14 protein-coding genes are annotated in these 23,834 nt (G+C 32.9%); 9 read left to right on the top strand and 5 right to left on the bottom strand.

Annotated elements, in window-relative coordinates:
- Positions 1–20: 20 nt before the first annotated feature.
- Positions 21–5,300, top strand: coding sequence for a DUF8693 domain-containing protein (locus AC3IPI_RS04425; RefSeq protein ID WP_489157393.1), 5,280 nt, complete (start codon positions 21–23; stop codon positions 5,298–5,300).
- Positions 5,301–5,505: 205 nt separating this feature from the next.
- Entirely contained in the window at positions 5,506–9,363 is a 3,858-nt protein-coding gene (locus tag AC3IPI_RS04420) for a DUF8693 domain-containing protein (RefSeq protein WP_489157391.1), read from the top strand.
- 60 nt (positions 9,364–9,423) lie between these two features.
- Here AC3IPI_RS04420 and bioB read toward each other — a convergent pair whose 3' ends face one another.
- The 3 genes from bioB to AC3IPI_RS04405 form a co-directional block, all read right to left on the bottom strand.
- The gene (gene bioB / locus AC3IPI_RS04415) at positions 9,424–10,509 is read right to left on the bottom strand and encodes a biotin synthase BioB (protein ID WP_489157389.1); all 1,086 of its coding nucleotides are present in this window, start codon (positions 10,507–10,509) and stop codon (positions 9,424–9,426) included.
- Positions 10,510–10,719: 210 nt separating this feature from the next.
- Positions 10,720–11,157, bottom strand: a complete 438-nt coding sequence (locus tag AC3IPI_RS04410) for a hypothetical protein (protein WP_039113227.1) — start codon at positions 11,155–11,157, stop codon at positions 10,720–10,722.
- Between the two features lie 116 nt (positions 11,158–11,273).
- Positions 11,274–12,203, bottom strand: coding sequence for a bifunctional riboflavin kinase/FAD synthetase (locus AC3IPI_RS04405; RefSeq protein WP_039113226.1), 930 nt, complete (start codon positions 12,201–12,203; stop codon positions 11,274–11,276).
- Positions 12,204–12,417: 214 nt separating this feature from the next.
- Here AC3IPI_RS04405 and AC3IPI_RS04400 point away from each other — a divergent pair, with 214 nt between their 5' ends.
- Positions 12,418–15,087 (top strand): reprolysin-like metallopeptidase, encoded by a 2,670-nt coding sequence (locus AC3IPI_RS04400; protein ID WP_489157388.1) that lies wholly within the window; start codon positions 12,418–12,420, stop codon positions 15,085–15,087.
- Positions 15,088–15,101: 14 nt separating this feature from the next.
- On the opposite strand, the gene AC3IPI_RS04395 is transcribed toward AC3IPI_RS04400, so the two are convergent.
- Positions 15,102–15,785: a ComF family protein gene (locus AC3IPI_RS04395; RefSeq protein WP_039113223.1), complete on the bottom strand. Its 684-nt coding sequence runs from the start codon at positions 15,783–15,785 to the stop codon at positions 15,102–15,104.
- A gap of 98 nt (positions 15,786–15,883) precedes the next feature.
- Between AC3IPI_RS04395 and AC3IPI_RS04390 the strand changes: the two genes are divergently transcribed.
- The 5 genes from AC3IPI_RS04390 (at position 15,884) to AC3IPI_RS04370 (ending at position 21,928) form a co-directional block, all read left to right on the top strand.
- A complete protein-coding gene (locus AC3IPI_RS04390) occupies positions 15,884–17,425 on the top strand; it encodes a glycine--tRNA ligase (protein WP_039113222.1) in 1,542 nt (513 codons plus the stop codon).
- 360 nt (positions 17,426–17,785) lie between these two features.
- Entirely contained in the window at positions 17,786–18,601 is an 816-nt protein-coding gene (locus AC3IPI_RS04385) for a LytR/AlgR family response regulator transcription factor (protein ID WP_323491171.1), read from the top strand.
- A 175-nt stretch (positions 18,602–18,776) separates the two neighbouring features.
- Positions 18,777–19,091: a hypothetical protein gene (locus AC3IPI_RS04380; RefSeq protein WP_052250000.1), complete on the top strand. Its 315-nt coding sequence runs from the start codon at positions 18,777–18,779 to the stop codon at positions 19,089–19,091.
- A gap of 97 nt (positions 19,092–19,188) precedes the next feature.
- On the top strand, positions 19,189–21,246 hold the full coding sequence (locus AC3IPI_RS04375) for a tetratricopeptide repeat-containing sensor histidine kinase (protein ID WP_489157384.1): 2,058 nt from the start codon (positions 19,189–19,191) through the stop codon (positions 21,244–21,246).
- Positions 21,236–21,928, top strand: a complete 693-nt coding sequence (locus AC3IPI_RS04370) for a response regulator (protein ID WP_489157382.1) — start codon at positions 21,236–21,238, stop codon at positions 21,926–21,928. Before AC3IPI_RS04375 ends, AC3IPI_RS04370 begins: the two co-directional genes overlap by 11 nt.
- Before the next feature lie 64 nt (positions 21,929–21,992).
- Here AC3IPI_RS04370 and thiL read toward each other — a convergent pair whose 3' ends face one another.
- Entirely contained in the window at positions 21,993–23,039 is a 1,047-nt protein-coding gene (gene thiL / locus AC3IPI_RS04365) for a thiamine-phosphate kinase (protein ID WP_039113218.1), read from the bottom strand.
- A gap of 306 nt (positions 23,040–23,345) precedes the next feature.
- Here thiL and AC3IPI_RS04360 point away from each other — a divergent pair, with 306 nt between their 5' ends.
- Positions 23,346–23,825, top strand: coding sequence for a DinB family protein (locus tag AC3IPI_RS04360; protein WP_409417663.1), 480 nt, complete (start codon positions 23,346–23,348; stop codon positions 23,823–23,825).
- The last annotated feature ends 9 nt before the right edge of the window (positions 23,826–23,834 follow it).

Here is a 23,834-nt window from a genome sequence, read left to right as displayed (position 1 = left end):
TATAATTCTAAATCCTACTTATGAATAAAAAATTACTATTAAATGTTGATTTCTTCCTCTCTCAACATTCTTCTAAATCAATAAATAAATCAAACAGCCTTACTAAATGGTTGTGTTTGGTTTTGGTTTTAGGGGCGTTTAATCAAGTTATAGGGCAAGCAGTGTTTAATTCTAGAGCTAATGGGAATTGGAACTCAGCAACAACATGGACAAGGATAAGTGGTACCGATGGAGATGGTATACCTGATTCGAATGACAATGTGAATATTATAAGTGGGCATACAATAAATTCAGGAGCTACTCCAGCCTGTGCAGCAATAGCTATTTTAGGGACACTTAATATGGCTAACACAAATACTCTTACTGTTGGCGGAGATGTTAGTGGAAATGGAAATTGGACAGGTAATACTGTTGGTGCAGTTACGACTATTTCACTTACAGGTAATTGGTCGTTTACTGGAACTTCGGCTGGAACTGGAGCAATTACAATTTTTACAGGAACAGCAAGTCAAGCCCTAACAGGGAGAATAAGTTCTGCTAACAGTGGTACTCTTCGAATAAATAAAACAGGAGGTTCAGTGATTTTGGGAAATGCCTTGACGGTAGCTACTTTTACAAATACATTAGGTATTTTTGATGCGAATACTTATCTACTGACTGCTACGACAAATACTCTTACTGCAGGAACATTAAGAGTAGGTGCGGCAAATTGGGGTGCAAATTATTCATTCACTCCTACACCTCCAACAAATTTTACTATTGATTATTACAATGCAACACCAACAATTAATGCATCAATTACGTATCAGAATCTTACTTTTTCAGGAGCAGGTACAACAGCTAATCCTAGCAGTAATTTAACAATTCAAGGTAATTTATCCAATGTAGGTGGAGGAGTAATTGATTTTAATGATAAAAATGTTACTTTAAGTGGAGGTAATGTCCAAAGCGTTGCTGGTTTTACAACAACTGGGAATGTTGCTATGACAAAAACAGGCAACAAAGCAACATTTACAGGGGCTGTAAATGGTAGTAATTTAACGATTAATGGTTCGGGTGGTAGATTAGCTTTAGGAAATTATGTACATACTTTTACAGGTACTTGGTTAATGAGCGCAGGTACTCTTGAGGGAAATACTAGTACTTTGAAGATAGGAGGTAATATAACAGGTACTGGTGGTAGTTTTCTATCGGAGACAGGAACAGTAGATCTAAATGGTATAGGACAAACTGTTAGACAATTAGATTTTTATAATCTTATTATGTCAGGAACAGGAACAAAGACTTTTACAGCAGCTACAACTATAGGGAATAATTTAGAGATTGGTTTAGGAATAAATGCAAATTTAGGAACTTTCACCCATAAAGCTAATACGTTTACATCTGGAGGAGCAGTTCAGGATTTGGGATCTTGGGGGAGTACAAGTTCTTCTGCTGATAATAAAAACGACACCTATTTTGCAACTACTAGCGGGATTGTAAATGTCGGTAAGACATATTGCACTTTTAATTTTCCTAATGTAAACCCAATTACTAATGTGGTTTTTAAGACTATTTCGAATGCGAGTTCTGCGCTTACAAGCTCTCCGAAGTATGAAAATTATATTAATTATAAAACAAATGTTACTAGAGGACAAAGTTATCCAATAACTGTACAAGGGAATACTGATGGTAATTATTGGAACTATTATACTGTTTATTTTGATTGGAATCAAGATGGTGATTTCGTCGACTCAGGCGAAGTATTTTATATAGGAACAATTATAAATTCTAATGGTATAGATGGAAAATCAGCATCTGTGTCTATTCCTATTCCTACAAATGCTTCTCTAGGTACTACCAGAATGCGCGTAATCAGTCAATATAATAATTATAATGCGACCCCATGCTCTGCTTCTTCTAGCTATGGTCAAGTTGAGGATTATAGTGTAAACATAGAAGCTGCATGTTCAGGTACTCCTAGCCCAGGAAATACCATTGCTAGTGTAAATCCTGTTTGTCCAAATGTTCCTTTTACTTTATCTGTTGAAAATCCAACTTCAGGAGGAGCAACTTATCAGTGGGAAACTTCATTAAACGGTTCAACATGGAGAGATGCAACACCCGCTCCTGTTACAATTATAAACACAAATTTTAGCACAATACCAACTAATGCAACTACAATAGGGAATAGTACGTCTATCACTAGTGGCGAGTTAATTTTAACTTCTACAGGTGTTACAAGATATTCAGGAGGGTATGTTATTAATACTACTCCTGGTTCAAACATTACACCATTTACGGCAAGTTTTGATTATAGAATTTTTGATGGTGGTGGTGCTGATGGGATGAGTTTAAGCTATGGACCAAATATAGATTCAGGAACTGTTGGCGGTGGTGAAAAAGGAGAGGGCTCTGGTTTTATCTTACAATTAGATACTTATGATAATGTTACTGGTCAAAATACGGGTAGCATGATTCGAATTTTTTATGATGGTGTTCAGATTTTTGCAAATAGCCTTAACCCTTTTAATCTTAGAAATTCTTCATATAGAAATGCTATTTTAGCAGTTGATGCTAATGGTTCTTTATCTCTTAAAATAGCGGGTACAACAATTGTTTCAGGTCTTTCAGTGCCAAGCTATGTAGCAGCAGATAAAACAAACTGGAAATTTAAATTCTCAGCTCGTGTAGGAGATATAAATGATAAACATAGTATTAATAAAATATTTATTCAGTGTGGAGATGTTTTATCAACTAATCCTACATTTACTACTTCACAAACAGAAGCTACTTATTATCGTGCTAAGGTTGCTTGTGGTGGAGCAACGGGAACTTCTTCACCTACTCAAGTTACTATGTCATCGGTTGCAATTACAACACAGCCAGTTGCACCAGTAGCTACTTGTATTGGCAGTAATGGTACACAAACTATTTCGGTTGTAGCAACTGGAGCTGGATTAGCATATTCTTGGCGTAAAGGAGGAGTTCCAGTACCAAATGGAGGTGTAATTAGTGGTCAAGGATCAGCTACACTTACATTGACAAATCCTATAGCTGCAAATGCAGGTAGTTATGATGTTGTTATAAGTGGGGGATGCTCATCAGTAATAACATCTATTCCAGTTTCAGTAACAGTTAATACACCAGTAACAATCGGTACCCAACCAGCTGATCTAACAATTTGTGAAGGTGGAAGTGGTTCATTTGCAGTAGAAACTTCCGTTCCTAGCTCAACATATCAATGGCAATATTCATCAGATGGTAATTGGACAAACGTAGATACTGCTCAGTTACCTTATGTGTCTGGATATACAACAAAAACATTAACATTAACAAATGCACCTGTAGACTGGAATGGTAATAGAGTTAGATGCGTAGTAACTAATAGTGGTTGTTCCACTAATTCTAATGCGGTTTTGTTAACAATAAAAGCATTACCAACTCCACCAACCCAAGGAACAATTACGGCAGCAACTTGTGCAGTTCCTACAGGAAGTGTTGTATTAAGCGGATTACCTTCTGGTGATTGGACAATTGTAAGTAATCCTGCTACAGTATCAACAACAGGTACGGGTATATCTACAACAATTTCAGGACTTGCTCCTAATACTTATACATTTACAGTAAAAAGTACAACTTCAACTTGTACGTCTGTAGCATCTGCAAATGTTGTGATTCCAGGTTTAGTTACTAATACTTGGAATGGTACAGCATGGTCATGGCCTGGTGGTGCGCCAACAATAGATCAGAATGTTATTTTTACAGGAAGTTATCCTGCTCCAACTACTCCTAATGTGGATATAAATAGCTGTTCTTGTGAAATAAAACCGAATGCTAATGTTGTGATTAGATCGGGTAGTACATTAAGTGTTATCAATTCGCTTACTGTTGCTCCTACTCCTACGGCTAGTTTAACATTCAAAGATCAAGCAAGCTTGTATCAGAAAAATGATAATGCAATTAATACAGGAGTAATAACTTATGAGCGTCTTACTAAAACGATGAAAGATCAAGATTATGTCTATTGGTCATCACCAGTAGTTGGTCAGAAATTCAGTAAGCTTTCATTAGGGACTTATTCTTATTTTGCATATGATATTGCAACAGACAACTGGCTACATGCAGCTGATAATATGGAAGCAGGTAGAGGGTATATAATTAAATCACGTAATGCAGGACCATTTCCTTATAATCAAACAATTGTGTTTAATGGGACTCCTAATAATGGCGCTCTTACACTTGCTATGCCAACAATGACGGACGCATATATCTTGGTAGGAAATCCATATCCTTCGGCATTATCTGCCGATGATTTCTTACTAGCCAATAAAGATATTTTAGACGGGACGTTATATTTTTGGTCACGCATTACTGCACTAAATTATGATGGGACTAAATGGAAATACGCCTCTAATGATTATGCAACATATAATCTTACTGGTGGAGTTGTGGGAAGTCCAGCTGGCGGAAAAGCTTCTGGTTCAGGAAGTGAAAAACCATCTGGGAATATAGGAGCGGGTCAATCTTTCTTTGTTAATGCTAAAACGGGTGGAGCTAATGTTAAATTCAAGAACAGTATGCGTGTAGCAGGTAAAAACACTCAGTTTTTTAGATCTAGCAAAACTAACAAAACAACAGCTTTAGAGAAAAATAGAGTATGGTTAAATCTTACCAACAAAACAGGAGCTTTTAAACAAATGTTAGTTGGTTATATTGAAGGAGCAACAAATGATTATGAAAGTATTTATGACGGTCTTACATATAATGCTAATGCTTTTGTTAATTTTTATAGTATTGATAAAGGACAGGAGTTCGCAATTCAAGGGCGTGCGTTACCATTTAAAGAAACCGATTTAGTGCCTTTAGGATATAGTTCAACAATAGCAGATAGTTTTACTATAGGTATTGATAATGTCGATGGTTCATTTACAAGTCAGGGTATTTATTTAGAAGATAAAGTTGCTGGTATAATTCATAATTTACGCGAAACAGATTATACATTTACAACTGCAAAAGGTACTTTTAATGATCGTTTTGTGTTACGATATACCAATAAAACATTAGGTACAGGAGAATTCGAATTAGCAGAAAATGCAGTTTTAGTAGCTGTTGCAAACAAAGAAATTAAAATCAATGCTTTTAGTCAAACTATAGATAAGGTATTTATTTATGATGTATCAGGTAAATTAATTTACAAGAAAGAGAAGGTAGGAAATCCTACATTGACTATCGAAAACTTAAAATCTGCCAATCAGGTTTTAGTGGTTAAAGTTGTCCTTGATAACAAACATATCGAAACCAAGAAGGTGATTTTTTAAATACAATTTAAGTTAATTTTTAAAAACCATTCCACAAAACGGAATGGTTTTTTGTTTTTAAAAGGTTTTTTAGAATTTAATAATGTAGCGTAATATTTACAAAATAGTTAAGTTTTAATATTGTGTTTTGTTTTTTAAAGATTAGTTTAGCAATAAATTCCTACTAATTAATCATTTTAGAAATAACTTTTAAAAGAAGATTATCTTGAAAACAAAACAATATTATCTGCTGGTTTTGATAAGTTTTATATTTATTACTATTTGTAATGGGCAACAAGGGAGTGTCGATGCTACGTTTAATACCTATGATGATGGGCATTCTGGGGATGGTTTTGATAATATTGTGAGAACAATAGCCTTACAACCAGATGGGAATTTAATTGTTGGTGGAGATTATTTTAATTTTAATGGAACTTCAGCACGTTACTTATGTAGGTTAAAACCAGATGGGAGTATAGACGAGGACTTTAATATAGGTATTGGATTTAATGGAAAAGTATATGCTTCACTTATACAAAAAGATGAAAAAATAATTATCGGAGGGGCATTTACAACTTATTCGGGAATAACTTCCAATCGGTTGATTCGCTTAAATCCCGATGGATCTAAAGATAATAGTTTTAATACAAATGGAGCAGGTAGCGGAATCATATATGATATTGCACAACAACCAGATGGTAAGATTATCATAGTAGGGAGTTTTACTCAATATAATGGAGTTGTAGTTAATAGAGTCGCACGAATATTAGAAGACGGAAGTTTGGATACGTCATTTTCAACAGGCTCAGGTTCTTCAAAAAATATTACAAATATTCAAATTCAATCTGATGGAAAAATTATTCTTTCGGGGAATTTTACCGCTTTTAACGGAACAGATTCAAATCATATTGTTCGCTTAAATCCTGATGGTACTATCGATACTACTTTTAATATAGGTTCAGGTTTTAACAGCGATGTTGCAGCATTGGCATTACAGACAAATGGAAAAATTTTAGTAGGAGGGAAATTCACAAGTTATAATGAAATACCTGCAAATAGAATAATTCGGCTGAATAATGATGGAACTGTAGATTCTGATTTCTTGTCAGGAACAGCATTTAGTAATGATGGTGTTACAGTTATCAAGACAGATGCAGCAAATAATATAATGGTTGGAGGTTCTTTTACGGGAAAGTATGATGGGGCATCGGTAAATAGGTTGGTTCTTTTAAATTCTGACGGAACTATGAATTCTGATTTTGATATTGGTTCAGGACCTGCATCAGCATCAGTACTTGATTTAGCAAATAATACAGATGGTTCTTGGTTTGTTGGCGGTTCATTTGCCGTTTTTGATTCCCAGAATCAAGGAAGATTGGCTAAGATAGATTCAGAAGGAGCATTAGATATAGGATATCTTGCGGCAGGAGTTGGATTTGACAATTCGGTTTCGAAGATAATTTATTTAACAGATAATAAATCGATAGCCTTTGGTAATTTTACAAAATTCAATGGAGAATCAACCCTAAGAATTGCAGGATTGCTCGAAGATGGAGCTTTGGATGTTACATTTAATCTAAATGGAATTGGAGCAAATAATGCAATTAAAACAGCTGTTTTACAATCGGATAATAAAATAGTTTTTGCAGGAGCTTTTACAAATTATAATGGAAAAGTTTGTAGCCGAATTACCAGAATTTTACCAAGCGGTAGTATTGATGAAAGTTTTACAATGGGAACAGGATTCAATAATCAGGTATATGCATTGGCAGTACATTCAGATTCCAAAATTATTGTTGGAGGGAATTTCACGAGTTATAATGGAATGTTATCTGTAGGCAGAATCATAAGATTAAATCTCGACGGAACTATAGATACAGGTTTTGTAACAGGTTCAGGAGCCAATGCAATAATAGAAACATTGTTTGTGCAACCAGATGGAAAAATCTTGGTAGGTGGAAGATTTGATACATTTAATGGACACTTATCTCCAGGTTTAGTTCGTTTAAACTCAAACGGAAGTATAGATACTAGTTTTAGTGTAGGTAATGGTTTTGATAAATATGTTTATGCAATTGCGTTACAATCTGATGGTAAAATAATCTTAGGAGGTACTTTTTTAACATACAACGGAGTTGCCCAAAAGAGAATTACAAGATTAAATCCCGACGGAAGTTTAGATGCCACTTTTACAATTGGTACAGGGTTTAGCAATGGAGATGTTCGTAGTATTTTGGTTCAAAAGGACAACCGAATTTTGGTTGGAGGAGCATTTTCGGGAACTTATAATGGAGTGCCTTCAATGCGAATGCTTCGATTATTAAAAGATGGTTTATATGATACCTCTTTTGCTGTAAACTTAAATAGTACATTATTCAGTATGAGTTTTACACCCGATTATAAACTTCTTATAGGAGGTAATTTTAATTCAGTATCAGGAGAAACTAAACATAGGATTGCACGGTTAAAATTATGTACAGATAGTTCTAGTTGGGATGGGACAAACTGGACAAATGGATTACCATCCGAAGGTAAAGAATTAATTTTTCATGATAATTATACTTTTTCAGGACAGGTTAATGCATGTAATTGTAGTATTGATTCAGGAAAAAAAGTCACGATTCCTAAGGGAAATACTTTAGGATTAAGTTTAAATTATTCAGGATTGGGAACCTTGGTTCTAGAAGATACAGCAACTTTATATCAATTGGATGATGAGGTGGTAAATACAGGAATTGTTGAAGTAAAAAGAAAGACAACTCCCATTTTAAAGCATGATTATACCTATTGGTCATCACCAGTAGAAAATCAAAACCTATTTGATGTATCTCCAAATACAACATCTAATAATTACTATTCGTATGATGCTACAAGAATAACTTGGAATAAAGAAAATGCATCAACCAATATGATAATTGGTAAAGGCTATATTATTGAAGCTCCAGGAAATTTCTCAAAAACAACTGCGACAACTTATGAAGCCAGATTTAAAGGGAGACCTACTAATGGTAAAATTTCAGTTTTATTAGATAATCAAGTTGGTTATGATTTAATAGGTAATCCGTATCCTTCTGCGATAAATGCTGATATTTTTATATCGAAGAATAGAGAGAATGTAGATGGAACGCTTTATTTCTGGACACACAATACCCCACTTGTCAACAATGATTATAATTCTGATGATTATGCAGTATATAATTTATTAGGAGGAGTTGCAACAAGACCAGCTTTATCATCGGGAATTAATCAAACGGAACCCGATGGAGTTATTGCTTCAGGACAAGCATTTTTCTTAGGTAGTAAAGGAACAGGAAAAGTCAATTTTGATAATAGTATGCGAGTAATTGGTCGTAATTCTAAATTTTTTAAACCAAGTAAAACTCAAAAACAAGACAGAGAAAGTTCAATAGAAAGGCATCGTATTTGGTTGAATCTAACAAATAAAGAAGGAGCTTTTAAACAAATTTTATTAGGTTATATAAAAGGAGCAACCAATTCGTATGACTCTTTTTTTGATGGGGAAAATTTTAACGGAAACAAATTCGTAAATTTTTATAGTATCAAAGAGGATAAAAATTTAGTAATACAAAGCAAAGGGTTACCATTTAATGAAACAGATTCAGTACCGTTAGGTTATAGTTCAGTTATAGCAGGGAAATTTGCTATTGGTATCGACAAAGCCGATGGATTATTGACAAACCAAATAGTTTATTTAGAAGATAAATTAACGAATATAATCCATGATTTGAATAAAACAGATTATTCTTTTACTACAGAAGTAGGAACTTTTAATGACCGTTTTGTATTGAGATATACTAATGAAATATTAAGGACAGGTAAATTTGAAACATCTGAAAATAGAATTTTGGTTTCAGTTGCAAACAAAGAAATTAGAATTAATTCCTTTAGCGAAACTATCGATAAAATATTTGTTTACGATTTATCGGGCAAGAAAATTTATGAAAAAAGCAAAGTAAATTCAAATCAGCTTGAAACATCAAAAATAAATATTTCGTCACAAATGGTAATCGTTAAGATACTATTACAAAATAAAACTACAGTTGTTAAAAAGGTAATGCTTTAGCAAAAACAAAAATCCCTATTAAAACTAATTAATAGAGATTTTTTATATTTCAAATTCTGATTATTTTGCTTTACCCGAAGCTTCTAAGTTTCTTTCGATAGCATGTCCTGGTCTTGACCATTTTGGTTTTTCGCCAAGTGGAGCATATTGAGAATTTTCTGCTTCTACAGTTTCAGGTTGAGAAACTTTAGTAAAAGGTTTTTGAGGAATCAAACCTAATAAATCAAACATTTTCATGTCTTCGTGTACATCCGGATTCGGAGTAGTAAGTAATTTATCACCTGCAAAAATAGAATTTGCTCCAGCAAAAAAGCACATTGCTTGTCCTTCGCGACTCATATTAGTTCTTCCTGCTGATAAACGCACTTGAGTTTCAGGCATTATAATTCTGGTTGTAGCAACCATACGAATCATTTCCCAAATTTCAACAGGTTTTTCTTCTTCCATAGGTGTTCCTTCTACAGCGACCAATGCATTAATAGGCACCGATTCAGGTTGAGGGTTTAATGTAGAAAGTGCAACTAACATTCCAGCACGATCTTCGATACTTTCACCCATTCCTATAATTCCTCCGCTACAAACAGTAACATTAGTTTTACGAACATTTTCTATAGTTTGCAAACGGTCTTCAAAACCACGAGTTGATATAACCTCTTTATAATATTCCTCAGATGTATCTAAGTTATGGTTGTAAGCATATAAACCAGCTTCGGCCAAACGTTGTGCTTGGTTTTCGGTAATCATACCAAGAGTACAACATACCTCCATATCTAGTTTATTAATGGTACGCACCATTTCTAGAACTTGGTCAAATTCAGGTCCGTCTTTTACGTTTCTCCAGGCAGCTCCCATGCATACACGAGAAGAACCACTAGATTTAGCACGCAAAGCTTGAGCTTTTACCTGACTAACCAACATTAAATCATTTCCTTCTACTCCAGTATGGTAACGAGCAGCTTGAGGACAATAGCCACAATCTTCAGGGCAACCACCTGTTTTAATAGATAACAAAGTAGATACCTGAACTACATTTGGATCATGATTTACTCTGTGAATAGATGCTGCTTCATAAAGCAAATCCATCATTGGTTTATTGTATATGGCGATAATCTCGTCTTTCGTCCAATTGTGTTTTGTACTGTTCATCTATACGATTTTTTGATGCTCAAAAGTAATTAAATTGTTCTAATGAATCAATGCAGTATTTTAATTTCAGTCTATTAAAAGTTTTTGCGGTTGTATTTTAAGACACAATTTACGAATGTAGGTTCGCAAGGACACCCAAAAAACAGTAATTTATCCTTTTGGAATTCTCAGATTTATTAAAAAAAAAATTAAAAAAAGTACTAAAACAAATTAGTCAGCAGCATATTTATTGTTCCAATACAACATTAATAGCATGGTTACAACTACAGATGAAGCGATACCTTCAAACAATAAACAAATACAGTAGGTTGGAACAGATGGGTTACCGCCAAACATAAAAGTGGCGGATAAGGTTTTTACATACGCGTCTCCACCGCGGGCATAACTGTAAATAAGTAATCCGAGAATACTAAGTGCGACTCCAATTACAGATGTTGTCATGGCCGAAACAGCATTAGAAACAGCATTGGTTTCGCCTTCAGCAAGATTCATTTTTATAGTTCTGTTTACCCCATAAACAACAAAAGCTACGTTCAGTGCACGTAAGTAAAGTATATGAGAAAGACCTAAAACATTCATTAATAAAAAATAAACACCAATACCTAGGAATATAAGAATCCCATTGTATAATTCTTTTGAAAGTTTCATAACGATTATTTTTAAGAAGTTAATAGTATTTGGTTGATATACAGTATAATGCTTATCAAATTTACTAAAAAAATCACTATGTTGTCATTATGAATGGCAGAAATAAATTAAAGGAATTATAATTTATTTGTGAAGGCTATAGTTGTTTCTTTATCTTTTTTTAATTGTTCTTTTAAAAGGTCGAAAGAGCCAAATTTTTGTTCCTCACGAACATATTGCAATAAAGAAACGGAAATTTCTAAATCGTAAATATCTTCATCAAAATCTAAGAAATGAATTTCGATAGACTGAGCCTGACCACCCACAGTTGGGTTAAAGCCAATATTCATCATACCATAAACTACTTTTTTATTGATGATAGATTTTACAATATAGACTCCATTTTTAGGAATTAATTTGTATTCCTCCTCAATTTTTAGGTTAGCAGTAGGAAAACCAATAGTTCTGCCTAGTTGTTTTCCTTTTACAACAGTACCAGTTAGGAAATAATCATAACCTAAATATTCATTGGCAAGATTCATATCGCCATCGGTTAATGCTTTTCTTATTTTGGTTGAACTTACAGATACATCTTTTATTTCTTGTGCCGAAATTTGCTCTACTTCAAAACCATATTGCTCCCCAAATGCAATTAAATCATTAATATCAGCCGTTCTGTTTCTTCCAAAACGGTGATCGTGACCAATGATTATTTTCTGGATATGAAACTGATTTACCAAAATAGAACTCACAAAATCCTCGGCAGTTAATCTAGAAAAACTTTCGTTAAAAGGGTGAATGACAAGGTTTTCTATGCCTGTGTTTTCTAGGAGTTTTGTTTTTTCGGCAATTGTATTCAGTAATTTTATTTCTGATTTCTCCTGTAATACCATTCTAGGATGAGGGAAGAAAGTAAGAACCAAACTCTCATATTTTCCGTCCTGAGTATTTTGGGTAATCTTTTCAAGTATTTTTTTATGACCAATATGTACACCATCAAAGGTGCCAAGAGTTAGTATTGTTTTCTTGGTAGATCGAAAATCGGTTATAGAATGAAAGAGCTTCAAAGCAAATAGTTTAAGATGTTGCAAATTTATACTATCTATTTTAAATCTAATAGTAAGGAGAATTGATTTTTTATAAAGTTGGGGATGATTTTGCTAAAAAAGCTTTATTTGACGATTTTATATAATTATTTGACGATTTTATATAATTATTTGACGATTAAATCTTTTTATTCACATTAATTGAATTAATTTTGAACTTTAAATATTTCTCAACATGAAAAAAACTATACTTCTTTTATTAATTATCTTTAGTTCTGTCCAAATTCAGGCACAAAGTAACGAAATGTGGAAAAAAGTTAGTCAAAGTACCACTTCGATTACCGAGAGAGGAAATGTAAAGTCAGACGATAGAGAAAAGATTATTTATAAACTAAACGAAGTTTTTTTGAAAGAAAAACTCGCTAGTGCACAACTTAAAACTGATAAAAGAACTACAGCCGAAATTACGATTCCTAATATGGATGGTGCTTTCGAAAAATATACTGTTTGGGAATCTTCTAATTTTGATCCTCAATTACAAGCAAAATACCCAGATATTAGAGCTTACGAAGGAATAAGTAGTAAAGATAAAACAGCAAAAATTCATTTTAGTGTTTCTCCAGAAGGAATCCAGACGATGGTTTTAAGAGCTGATAATGCTTCTGAATTTATCGAACCAATTACAGAAAATAGTGGAGAATATACCCTGTTTACTGCTAAAAGCAGAGATAAAGGAAGTTTGCCATTAACATGTAAGACAAAAGATATTGTATTAAATAAAGAATTAAAAGCCAAGACAGCCAAAATAGCAGCAAACAATAAAGTATTTAAAACTCTACGATTGGCATTGTCTTGTACAGGCGAATATGCGGCTTATTTTGGAGGTACAAAAGCTAACGCATTAGCAGCAATGAATGCTACGATGACAAGAGTTAATGGTGTTTTTAATAAAGACTTGGCTTTAAGATTAATCATAATAGCCAATAATGAAGCTGTTATTTATACAAATGCAGCGACAGACCCTTATTCTGATGCAGCCACAGGAGCTAAAGGAGCTTGGAATCAAGAAGTTCAAACTACTTTAACAAATGTTATTGGCGAAAATGCGTATGATATTGGTCATTTATTTGGAGCATCAGGAGGTGGCGGTGATGCTGGTTGTATTGGTTGCGTATGTGTAGATAATTCTAAAGGAAGTGGGTTTACATCTCCATCTGATAGAAAACCACAAGGAGATACTTTTGATATTGATTTTGTGTCACATGAATTTGGGCATCAATTAGGAGCAACCCATACTTTTTCTTATGATATAGAAGGAGCAGGCGTAAATGTAGAACCGGGAAGTGGTTCTACAATCATGGGATATGCAGGAGTTACAGATGATTACGATATACAAGATCACTCCGATGATTATTTTACATATGCTAGTATTTTACAAATTCAAGAAAATCTAGCGACAAAAGTTTGTCCAGTTAGTGTGCCTATAATAAATAATCCTCCAGTGATTAATGCGGGTGCTAATTACACAATTCCAGTTAGTACCGCTTTTATTTTAAAAGGAACAGGTACTGATATTGATGGTGATTCGATTACTTATTGTTGGGAAGAAAATGATACGGCAATTACAACATCAGGAAGCCTAAGTATTGCTAGCCCAGACAAACCTGATGGTCCTTTGTTTAGATCATTTCCGCCTTCGAGTTCACCGATACGTTATATGCCAAATTTAGACCTTGTTCTTTCAGGTAAAGTAACGAGTACTTGGGAGTCGGCTCCGTCAATCTCCAGAACTTTACATTTTACATTAACAGGTCGTGATAATGCTGCTGCGGGAACTGCACAAACCAATACAGCTGCAATGATTGTAAATGTAATAAAAGATATTGGGCCATTTACAGTAACATCACAAGGCACAAATGATATTGGGTGGCTTCATGGAACGAGCCAGATTATTACTTGGGATGTAAAAAGCACGAATACTTTGCCAGGATCTGCCAATGTAAATATAAAACTTTCTACAGATGGTGGTTTAACCTTTCCGATTGTCTTAGCTGCAAATACACCCAATGATGGTTCTCAAACAGTGGATGTTCCAGAGGATGTAACAGCAACAAATTGCAGAATTTTAATTGAACCTACAGCCAATATTTATTATGCAGTAAACAGTAGATCATTTGCAATTGGTTATAAAGTTGATGCAACATGTACTTCGTATCCACTTGGAGCAGCTTTTGCAATACCTAATGCATTAGCATATACAACAAGAAATATAAATGTTCCGGCCGATGCAGGGATAGTTTTAGATGTAAATGTTTCTGTAGGATTGACACATACAAGATTGTCGGATGTAGAGATGCAACTAGTAAATCCTCAAGGAGCAATTGTACGATTGTTTAATAGAAATTGTGGAGATGTAAACGCCAGTTTGTTATTAAAGTATGATGATTGGGGAACAGCTTTAGATTGCTCAATACCTACTTTACAAACTGTAACTCCTACTGATTTGCTTAACAGTTTTAATAATAAAGATGCTGTAGGAACTTGGGCATTCAAGGTAAGAGATGCTTACGTAGGGAGAGATGGTACAATAGATTCAGGCTCAATTGAGATTTGTACAAAAAAATACACTTTGCAAACAGAAGTTATTGTTATGCCAAAGGAGCTTATAGCTTATCCTAATCCTACTAAAGGAGATCTTGAAATTGCTTTTAGATGTGAATCAACAGATGGAGTTAGAGTCTTTATATACAATGATGCGGGTAAAGAAGTTTACCGTAATACATTTGAAAGTATGGCAAATTTCAAGCAAAAAATTATACTGAATAATCGTTTAGATACAGGGATTTATTTCTTGGTTGTATATGATGGAGATAGAAAAACAGTAAAAAAGATTGGTTTCGAATAAATACTAAAGCTAATTTAAGAGTGTGCCATTGCCATGCAAACAATGCTGATTTTGGCACCTGGAATTTTTAGTAATGCACGAGAACAAGCTTCAAGTGTTGCTCCAGTTGTGATTACATCATCAATAAGTAAAAAATGCTTATCGTGTTTGTCTTCGGTAAACGAGACATCAAATATTTCTTTAAGACCTTCTGATCTTCCTAAAAGATTTTTTTTAGATTGGGTTTTAGAGTATCTGGTTCTAATCAATAAAGTATCGTTGTAATCTATTTGTAAACCTTGAGAAAGAGCGCGGCCAAATGTAGTTACTTGGTTGTAGCCTCTTTCATGAAATTTCTTTCGATGCAAAGGAACTGGAATAATCATATCAAAAGGTACATCTAGTACTAATTCTTTTAAATCCTCGACATGCCATTGGCCAAGCATAGTGCCAATATTTTCGTGCCCTTTATATTTTAAGTTATGGATGAGTTCCTGCACAATTCCTTTCTTATTAAAATAAAGAAAAGCAGAAACATGTTCGACTTCAATTTTTCCATAAAATTTTTTAAAAGCTTCGTTTTTTGGATTTAAATAATATTGGGTTAGAGGCATTTCATGTCTGCAAATGGTACAAATTATGGTTTCATTTGCCATTAAAAAAGAGTGACATCCAGCACACGCTTTTGGGAAAAACAGGTTAATAATGTAATTAAACACAAATAGAAAGAATTTAGTTACAAAAATAAAGAAATTCAGGCTTCAATCTTTGCAATTTTTCTTTTTTTTACAAGGACTTTTTATATTTTTGCATTACTATGGCAAAACAAGACGATTTATTTAAGAATGTAGTTTCGCACGCAAAAGAGTACGGATTTATTTTTCCGTCGAGCGAAATATACGATGGTTTAAGTGCAGTATATGATTACGCGCAAAACGGAGTAGAGTTAAAGAAAAACATCCGTGAATATTGGTGGAAATCAATGGTTCAGATGAATGAGAATATTGTAGGCTTAGATGCCGCAATATTAATGCATCCAACAACCTGGAAAGCTTCAGGCCACGTTGATGCCTTTAATGATCCGTTAATTGATAATAAAGATTCTAAAAAAAGATATAGAGCTGACGTTCTAGTAGAAGATTATGCTGAAAAGCTAAATCTAAAAGCTAAAAAAGAAATCGAAAAAGCGAGTGCTCGTTTTGGAGATGCTTTCAACGAACAGGAATTTGTAACTACAAATGCCAGAGTAATTGAATATTTAGCTAAAGAAAAAGAAATCAGAGAACGTTTAGGACGCTCTTTAGGTAATGGAGATTTAGAAGATGTTAAAGCTTTAATCGAAGAACTAGAAATTGCAGATCCAGAAACTGGATCTAGAAACTGGACAGATGTAAAGCAATTCAACTTAATGTTTGGTACTAAGTTAGGAGCATCTGCAGAGTCTGCAATGGACTTGTATTTACGTCCAGAAACAGCTCAGGGTATCTTTGTGAATTTCTTGAATGTACAAAAATCAGGAAGAATGAAAGTTCCTTTTGGAATTGCACAAACAGGAAAAGCGTTTAGAAATGAAATCGTTGCAAGACAATTTATTTTCCGTATGCGTGAATTTGAACAAATGGAAATGCAATTTTTTGTACGTCCAGGAGATGAAATGCAATGGTACGAGCACTGGAAAACGACACGTTTAAACTGGCATTTATCTTTAGGTTTAGGAAAAGAAAACTACCGTTTTCATGATCACGAAAAATTAGCACATTATGCTAATGCAGCTGCGGATATCGAGTTTAATTTCCCTTTTGGATTCAAAGAATTAGAAGGAATTCACTCTCGTACAGATTTTGACTTAAAAGCGCATGAAGAATTCTCTGGTAGAAAACTACAGTATTTTGATGCTGAATTAAATCAAAATTATGTTCCTTATGTGGTAGAAACTTCAGTAGGATTAGATAGAATGTTCTTAGCAGTTTTTGCAACTTCATTAAAAGAAGAAACATTAGAAGATGGTTCTACAAGAACAGTCTTGAAGCTACCAGCAGTTTTAGCACCTACAAAAGCAGCAGTTTTACCATTGGTAAAGAAAGATGGCTTGCCTGAAATTTCTAAAAAAATCATCGAAGATTTAAAATGGGATTTCAATGTTTCTTATGATGAAAAAGATGCAGTAGGAAGACGTTATAGAAGACAAGATGCATTAGGAACTCCTTTTTGTATTACAGTTGATCACCAAACTATCGAGGATCAAACAGTTACAATCCGTCATAGAGATACAATGAAACAAGATCGTGTAGCTATTGCCGATTTAAGATCAATTATCGAAAATGAAGTTTCGATGAAAAATTGGTTAATGAAAATGTAAAATAAGAATCGATTATTAGTATAATCGATAATTAAAAATAAGAAAAAAGCTTCTCATTTGAGAAGCTTTTTTTGTTTAGAAAAGGTATGTTTTAAACATGCAAAAAATAGAGATAATATATTAAAGAAGACTTTATTTTGTGCATTTCATCGGATATATTTGCACTTCGTCTTAATGTGTTAACATTTGTTTAAAATATATTAACAATAAAATCTTTAAAAAAAGGAAATATGTAAATTTAATTGCTTTATTAAAGCTAAAAATAAGATTTTATTGTTGAAATTCCAATGAAGGAGATAAATTTGCATATAATTATCAGTTCGGTTCTTGTAAAATAATACCACTAAATCTACAAAAGCATTGAAAAATTATTCATACATTATTATTGATGATAATCAAGAAAGTGTTCTAAAAACCAAGGAATTAGCAGATGGTTTTTCAGAGCTAATTTTTGTTGCTATTGCAAATACATATCAGCAAGGATTAAATTTAGTTTTGGAGCATAATCCAAATATTATATTTCTTGAGATAGATCCAAAAGATAATACAAGTAATCTTTCGTTATCATTTATAAATGAGCTTTATCATTATTTGCGGATAGTTCCTAAAGTTATTATTACAACCACCAAAAAAGATTTTGCTTTTGATGCGATTAAGTATGGCGTAATGGATTATTTGCTAAAACCACTTAAACGGGCAGATTTACTCAAAACGATTTTAAAACTAGATTGGCCTAGTTATGAGGTAAATTTAATTAGCAATCAAACCGTTCAGGATTTTAAAACCTCGCTTAAAGGAGATGCTATCGAGGTACAAAAAATAAATCAATCTTTAGTGTTATGTGTCAAATCGTATGGAGATTATCGATACATTCAAGCTAAAGATATTACCTATATTCAGGCAGATAATAATTCGACAGATATTTATTTGAATACTGGAGAAATGATAACAGCTTTTAAAACATTAAAATATTTTGAAGCTATTTTATTACACCCATTTATACGCATACACAACAGTTATATCATCAACAGAAACCATATTGCGAGGATACATACTGGGAACTCAGTTTGTTACATAAAAAACTCTACAAAAAAACTACCATTTTCTAAGACTTATAAAAGAAATGTAGAGATAATAATTGCCGAGTTTGCTAACGGAAACTATATAGAGGTCTAGCAACTAAGTATTTACACGTATTTGACCTACGTACACTACCATTTGGCAGCATTCCACCATATATGCCTTTTTACAGAGTTGAAAAGGGGATTACAGTACTAATTTTACACCATGATTTAGCAATAAGCGATCATTTAAAACGTAAAAAAATACTAACAATAAAAATCCCCAGATTATGAAAACTTCAATCACAACAATCGCATTATTTTCTTTAGCATTAGTAGCAACATCTTTTACTACTCCAGAAACAACTAAAAACATTTCATTAAATGCAAAAAGTGAGATAATACCACCTATTGATGGCGGTGGATCAGCAGGAGGAGGAAGAAAACAAGATGTTTACATCGATTTATCTATTGATGGTGGTGGATCAGCAGGAGGAGGTAGAAAACAAGATAATGGTTATATGTTAGATTTGTCAGCAACTAACAGTTATAGACAGCCTATTGATGGTGGTGGATCAGCAGGAGGAGGAAGAAAACAAGACTAGAACAAAGAGTTTATATGTAAAAAAAGGCTGTCAATTTTTTGACAGCCTTTTTTTGTGTCTATAGTTTTAGTATTTTTGATAAAAGCCAAATGTACTATTGAAAAAAATCTACCCTATATTATTGTTATTAGTTTTTGTTTTTTTGGGCTGTACCAAGAAAAGCATTGTCGACAACAATGTGACTTCCTCTGTAGATAGTTTGTCTCTTTATTTGTCATTGGCAAATGATATCAACGTGCCATTTAAGTCCAAACAAGAGTATAATAAAAAAGCGTTCAATATAATTATCAATCAAAAAGATGATTCGGTTAATAGAGTAAATTTGTTTAAAGTAGCCAATCGGTATTACAATATGAATGATTGGAATGCCTATCGGGAAACAACAAAACTCATACTAGAACGATCAAAAAGTAACCTTGATACGGTTAGTATGGCTAAGGCTTATGCTTATTTAGGAGATTACTATAGTTTTAAAACAGTTCCTGATAGTGCTTTTAGGAACTACTATAAGGCAGAGAAATTGTATATCCGGATTAATGATGACTATAATCTTGCCAGAACTTTTTTGAGTAAGGCAACTCTACAATATAACATAAGCGATTTTTTTGAGAGTGAAATAATGGTTTTTAAAGCCTTGCGGCTTTTGAAGCGTCAGAAAAAAGTAAGTTATTTATTGCATGAATCCTATAATCTTTTAGGGATTTTATACAAGGAGCGAGAAGAATATGATAAGGCTTTGGAATTTAATAATAAGGCTTTAGTTATTCTTGAAGATAAATCAATCCCATTAGATCTTCAGCTAAAAGCGACTTCGCTAAATAATATTGGCTTTGTTTATTTAAGTATGAATGATTATAAAAAAGCAAAAATATATTTTCAAAAAGGATTAGAACAAAAAAACTTATTTAAGGAAAAACTTATATTATATGCTATGTTATATGATAATTTGGCTTATTCTAAATTTAAGTTGCATGAGTCTGAAGGACTTCCAGATCTATTTTATAAATCTTTAAAAATTAGAGATAGTCTAGATCTTAAGTCAGGGGTCATATCTAGTAAAATACATTTATCTGAGTATTTTGCTTATAAAAAAGATACTTCAAAAGCAATGCAATATTGTAAAGATGCACTTAAGTTATCCCGAAATTCGAATAGATTAAGAAATACTCTTGAGGCACTTAAGCAAATGGCTCTTGTAGATCCAACAAATGCATCGGTTTATTCGAAAGAATATATACAGATAAATGAAAAAGCACAAAAAGCAGAAAGAAAGATGGGAGAAAAATTTTCCCGAATAGAATATGAAACGAATGAAATAAAAGATGAAAATACGAGTTTAAATGTTCAGAACCGAACATTGATATATGTTTTTAGTATCTGTGGTTTATTAGGACTCTTTTTTTATGTTTATTTGGCACAAAAAGCCAAAAATAGAGAGCTGCTTTTTAAACAGCAGCAGCAGATAGCCAATGAAGATATTTATAACCTGATGATTTCGCAACAAAATACAATTGAAGCTATTCGGATTAAAGAGAAAAAAAAGGTAGCCCAAGATTTACATGATGGTGTTTTAGGGCGAATGTTTGGGGTTAGGATAAGTCTAGACAGCTTAGATAAAGTAGATGATGCAGCAGCAGCTGTAAAGCGCAAAAAATATTTATCAGATTTAAAAGAAATTGAGCAAGATATTCGGGAAATTTCGCATGATTTAAATAAAGAGAAATCAGAATTGATTAATAATTTTGTAATGATTCTTGATAAGTTATTGGAAAATCAAAGAGTTACTTTTAAATCAAAATTAATCTCGAGTATTGATTCAAGTATAAGATGGGATTTGGTAAGTAACTCCATTAAAATAAATCTGTACCGAATTATTCAGGAAGCATTGCAAAATTGTAATAAATATGCACAAGCAGAAACAATAAAAATAGAGCTTAAAAATGAAGTAAATCATTTGGCGTTGTTGATAAGTGATGATGGAGTAGGATTTAATGTAAATAGAACCAAAAAAGGAATTGGTTTGCAAAATATTTTCTATCGAGTAAAAGAATGCGATGGAACCGTTGATATAAAATCTAATAAAGCGGATGGAACAGTTATAGTAATTAAAATTCCAATTGATCAAAAAATAAACCTTCAGCATAATGACAACTGATAAACCTCCAGTAGAAATAATTAAGAATAACATATTTATAGTAGATGATCATCCTTTTATAATTGAAGGGTACAAAAATGCGATTACGAGATATAATCCTAAAGAATATGAATTTTTAATTACACAGGCCAAAGATTGTAAATCGGGTTACGAGGTAATTATGGATCCTGCAACAACAAATTTTGATATTGCATTTCTAGACATTAGTATGCCCGCTTATGAAGAAATGGAAATATATTCGGGAGAAGATTTAGCAAAGCTGATTATGGAACATATGCCAAATTGTAAAATAATTTTGCTAACAATGTACACCGAATTACTTAAGATAAAAACAATCATTAGAACAATAAATCCTAGAGGATTAATCATAAAAAATGATTTAACATTTGATGAGTTGTTATTTGCTTTTGATAAAGTGATGAAAAAAAAGACTTACTATAGCCAGTCGGTTGTTGAAATGTTAGAAAAATCACCAAAAGACTCCATCGAAATTGATCAGATTGACGAACAAATTCTGTTTCATTTATCCAAAGGAACTAAAACAGACGAAATGCCACATTACATTCCTATTTCTTTGAAAGCTACAATAAGAAGAATAGAAAATTTAAAAGAATTGCTAAAAGTAACAGATGGTACAGATGATGATTTAGTACACGAAGCCAGGAACAAAGGACTTTTATAAACAGCGCTTCTATAAAATAAAAAAAGACATCTGATTAGATGTCTTTTTTTATGGATATATGTAATTATTCGCTTAAAGCATCCCATCCGCGGGCTTTTAAAGCAATTTTTGTATTAGCACGAGTTACTAGATGAATCCCTTCGCTTTCTTGTGTCATATGACCAATAATTGAGAAGTTTGGATTTGCTTTTATCTTTTCAAAATCTTCCATTGCAATAGTAAAAAGTAATTCGTAATCCTCTCCACCATTAATCGCAACAGTTGTACTATCGATATTAAATTCTTCACAAACATTTATGAATTGTGGATCTAGCGGCAATTTATCTTCATATAAGTTACAACCTACTTTAGATTGTTTGCACAAATGAATAATCTCCGATGATAATCCGTCTGAAATATCAATCATAGATGTTGGTTTAATCTCCAAGGCATGTAACAAAGTACGAACGTCTTTGCGAGCTTCAGGTTTTAATTGGCGTTCTATTAAATAAGTATAGGCATCTAAATCAGGTTGCGAATTAGGATTTACCTGAAAAACTTGTTTCTCTCTTTCTAGAACCTGTAATCCCATATATGCAGCTCCAATATCGCCAGTTACAACCAATAAATCAGTTTGTTTAGCGCCATTACGATATACGATTTCATTTTCATCGGCTTCACCAATAGCAGTAATACTAATGATTAATCCTTTTTGAGATGAGGTAGTATCACCACCAATTACATCTACATTATATTCTTTTGCAGCATGCGTGATTCCTGCAAATAATTCTTCAAGGGCTTCTAATGGAAAACGATTAGAAACAGCTACAGAAACAGTTATTTGTGTTGGTTTAGCATTCATGGCACAAATGTCTGAAATGTTTACCACCACAGCTTTGTAACCTAAATGTTTTAAAGGCATATAAGCCAAATCAAAATGCACACCTTCAATTAATAAATCGGTAGAAACGACTACTTTCTTGTCTTTAAAATCTAATACAGCAGCATCATCGCCAATACTTTTTAAAGTAGATTCTTGTGTAACATCAAAGTTTCGTGTTAAGTGCTCAATTAGTCCAAATTCGCCTAATTGCGCTATGCTGGTACGTTGTGGGTTTTTATCTTCAATCATTTTGTTACGGTACTAAATTTCTTAGGTGCAAAGGTACAAAGATGCAAAGGTTTTGACTAATTAAAAAGAAGGCCATTTACGAGAGGTATTTGTTTTAAGTAAAATTTGTTTAGCCTTTTGTGTTTTTATGTCAATATAAAGATTTTTTAAAGAAAAATAACATGTAAATTTTTTGTTATATTTTTGAATAGCAATTGTTTATGTTTATTTTTTGAAATAATTTTAAAAAATAAAATCACTACTGACAAACTGTTGTCACCGACTCGATTTACTTTTGAAGTAATAAAAAATCAAAACTTTAAAATTATGAAAACACTAGCAGCACAAGTTATTACTCCAGAAGATTTATTAAAACATTGGCAAGGTCATCGCGCATTGACACGTCATGTAATTGAAGCTTTTCCTGAAAAAGATTTCTTTGAATTTTCTATTGGCGGAATGCGTCCTTTTTCAAAATTGACAGATGAACTTTTGGCGATTGCGGCACCAGCCTTAAAAAGTATTGTAAATCGAGACAGTCAGCCTTTTAAAGAAGGAGAAGAGAAATTAATTTTTAAAGCGCAATACCTTGAAAAATGGGATGAATCTACCGATGAGATTAATAAATATTGGGAGCAATTAAAGATAGAAGATTTCAATGAGAATTTCAATTTGTTTGGACAATATGAATTTCCGATTGTTCAGAATATCTTATATTTTATCGATAATGAAGTACACCACCGCGGACAAGGGTATGTTTATCTAAGAGCATTAGGTATTGAGCCTCCTTTTTTCTGGGAAAGATAATTAGAATTA

Source organism: Flavobacterium sp. GL_143, assembly GCF_057834355.1.
The sequence above is the reverse complement of the archived record's forward strand: the minus strand, read 5'-3'. Positions and strand labels throughout refer to the sequence as shown.

What these genes read in the sequence shown, in the direction of transcription:
- AC3IPI_RS04410 (WP_039113227.1), bottom strand. Translation starts at nt 11,157, where the DNA reads ATGAAACTTTCAAAAGAATTATACAATGGGATTCTTATATTCCTAGGT.
- AC3IPI_RS04360 (WP_409417663.1), top strand. Translation starts at nt 23,346, where the DNA reads ATGAAAACACTAGCAGCACAAGTTATTACTCCAGAAGATTTATTAAAA.
- AC3IPI_RS04400 (WP_489157388.1), top strand. Translation starts at nt 12,418, where the DNA reads ATGAAAAAAACTATACTTCTTTTATTAATTATCTTTAGTTCTGTCCAA.
- AC3IPI_RS04370 (WP_489157382.1), top strand. Translation starts at nt 21,236, where the DNA reads ATGACAACTGATAAACCTCCAGTAGAAATAATTAAGAATAACATATTT.
- bioB (WP_489157389.1), bottom strand. Translation starts at nt 10,509, where the DNA reads ATGAACAGTACAAAACACAATTGGACGAAAGACGAGATTATCGCCATA.
- AC3IPI_RS04390 (WP_039113222.1), top strand. Translation starts at nt 15,884, where the DNA reads ATGGCAAAACAAGACGATTTATTTAAGAATGTAGTTTCGCACGCAAAA.
- thiL (WP_039113218.1), bottom strand. Translation starts at nt 23,039, where the DNA reads ATGATTGAAGATAAAAACCCACAACGTACCAGCATAGCGCAATTAGGC.
- AC3IPI_RS04380 (WP_052250000.1), top strand. Translation starts at nt 18,777, where the DNA reads ATGAAAACTTCAATCACAACAATCGCATTATTTTCTTTAGCATTAGTA.
- AC3IPI_RS04425 (WP_489157393.1), top strand. Translation starts at nt 21, where the DNA reads ATGAATAAAAAATTACTATTAAATGTTGATTTCTTCCTCTCTCAACAT.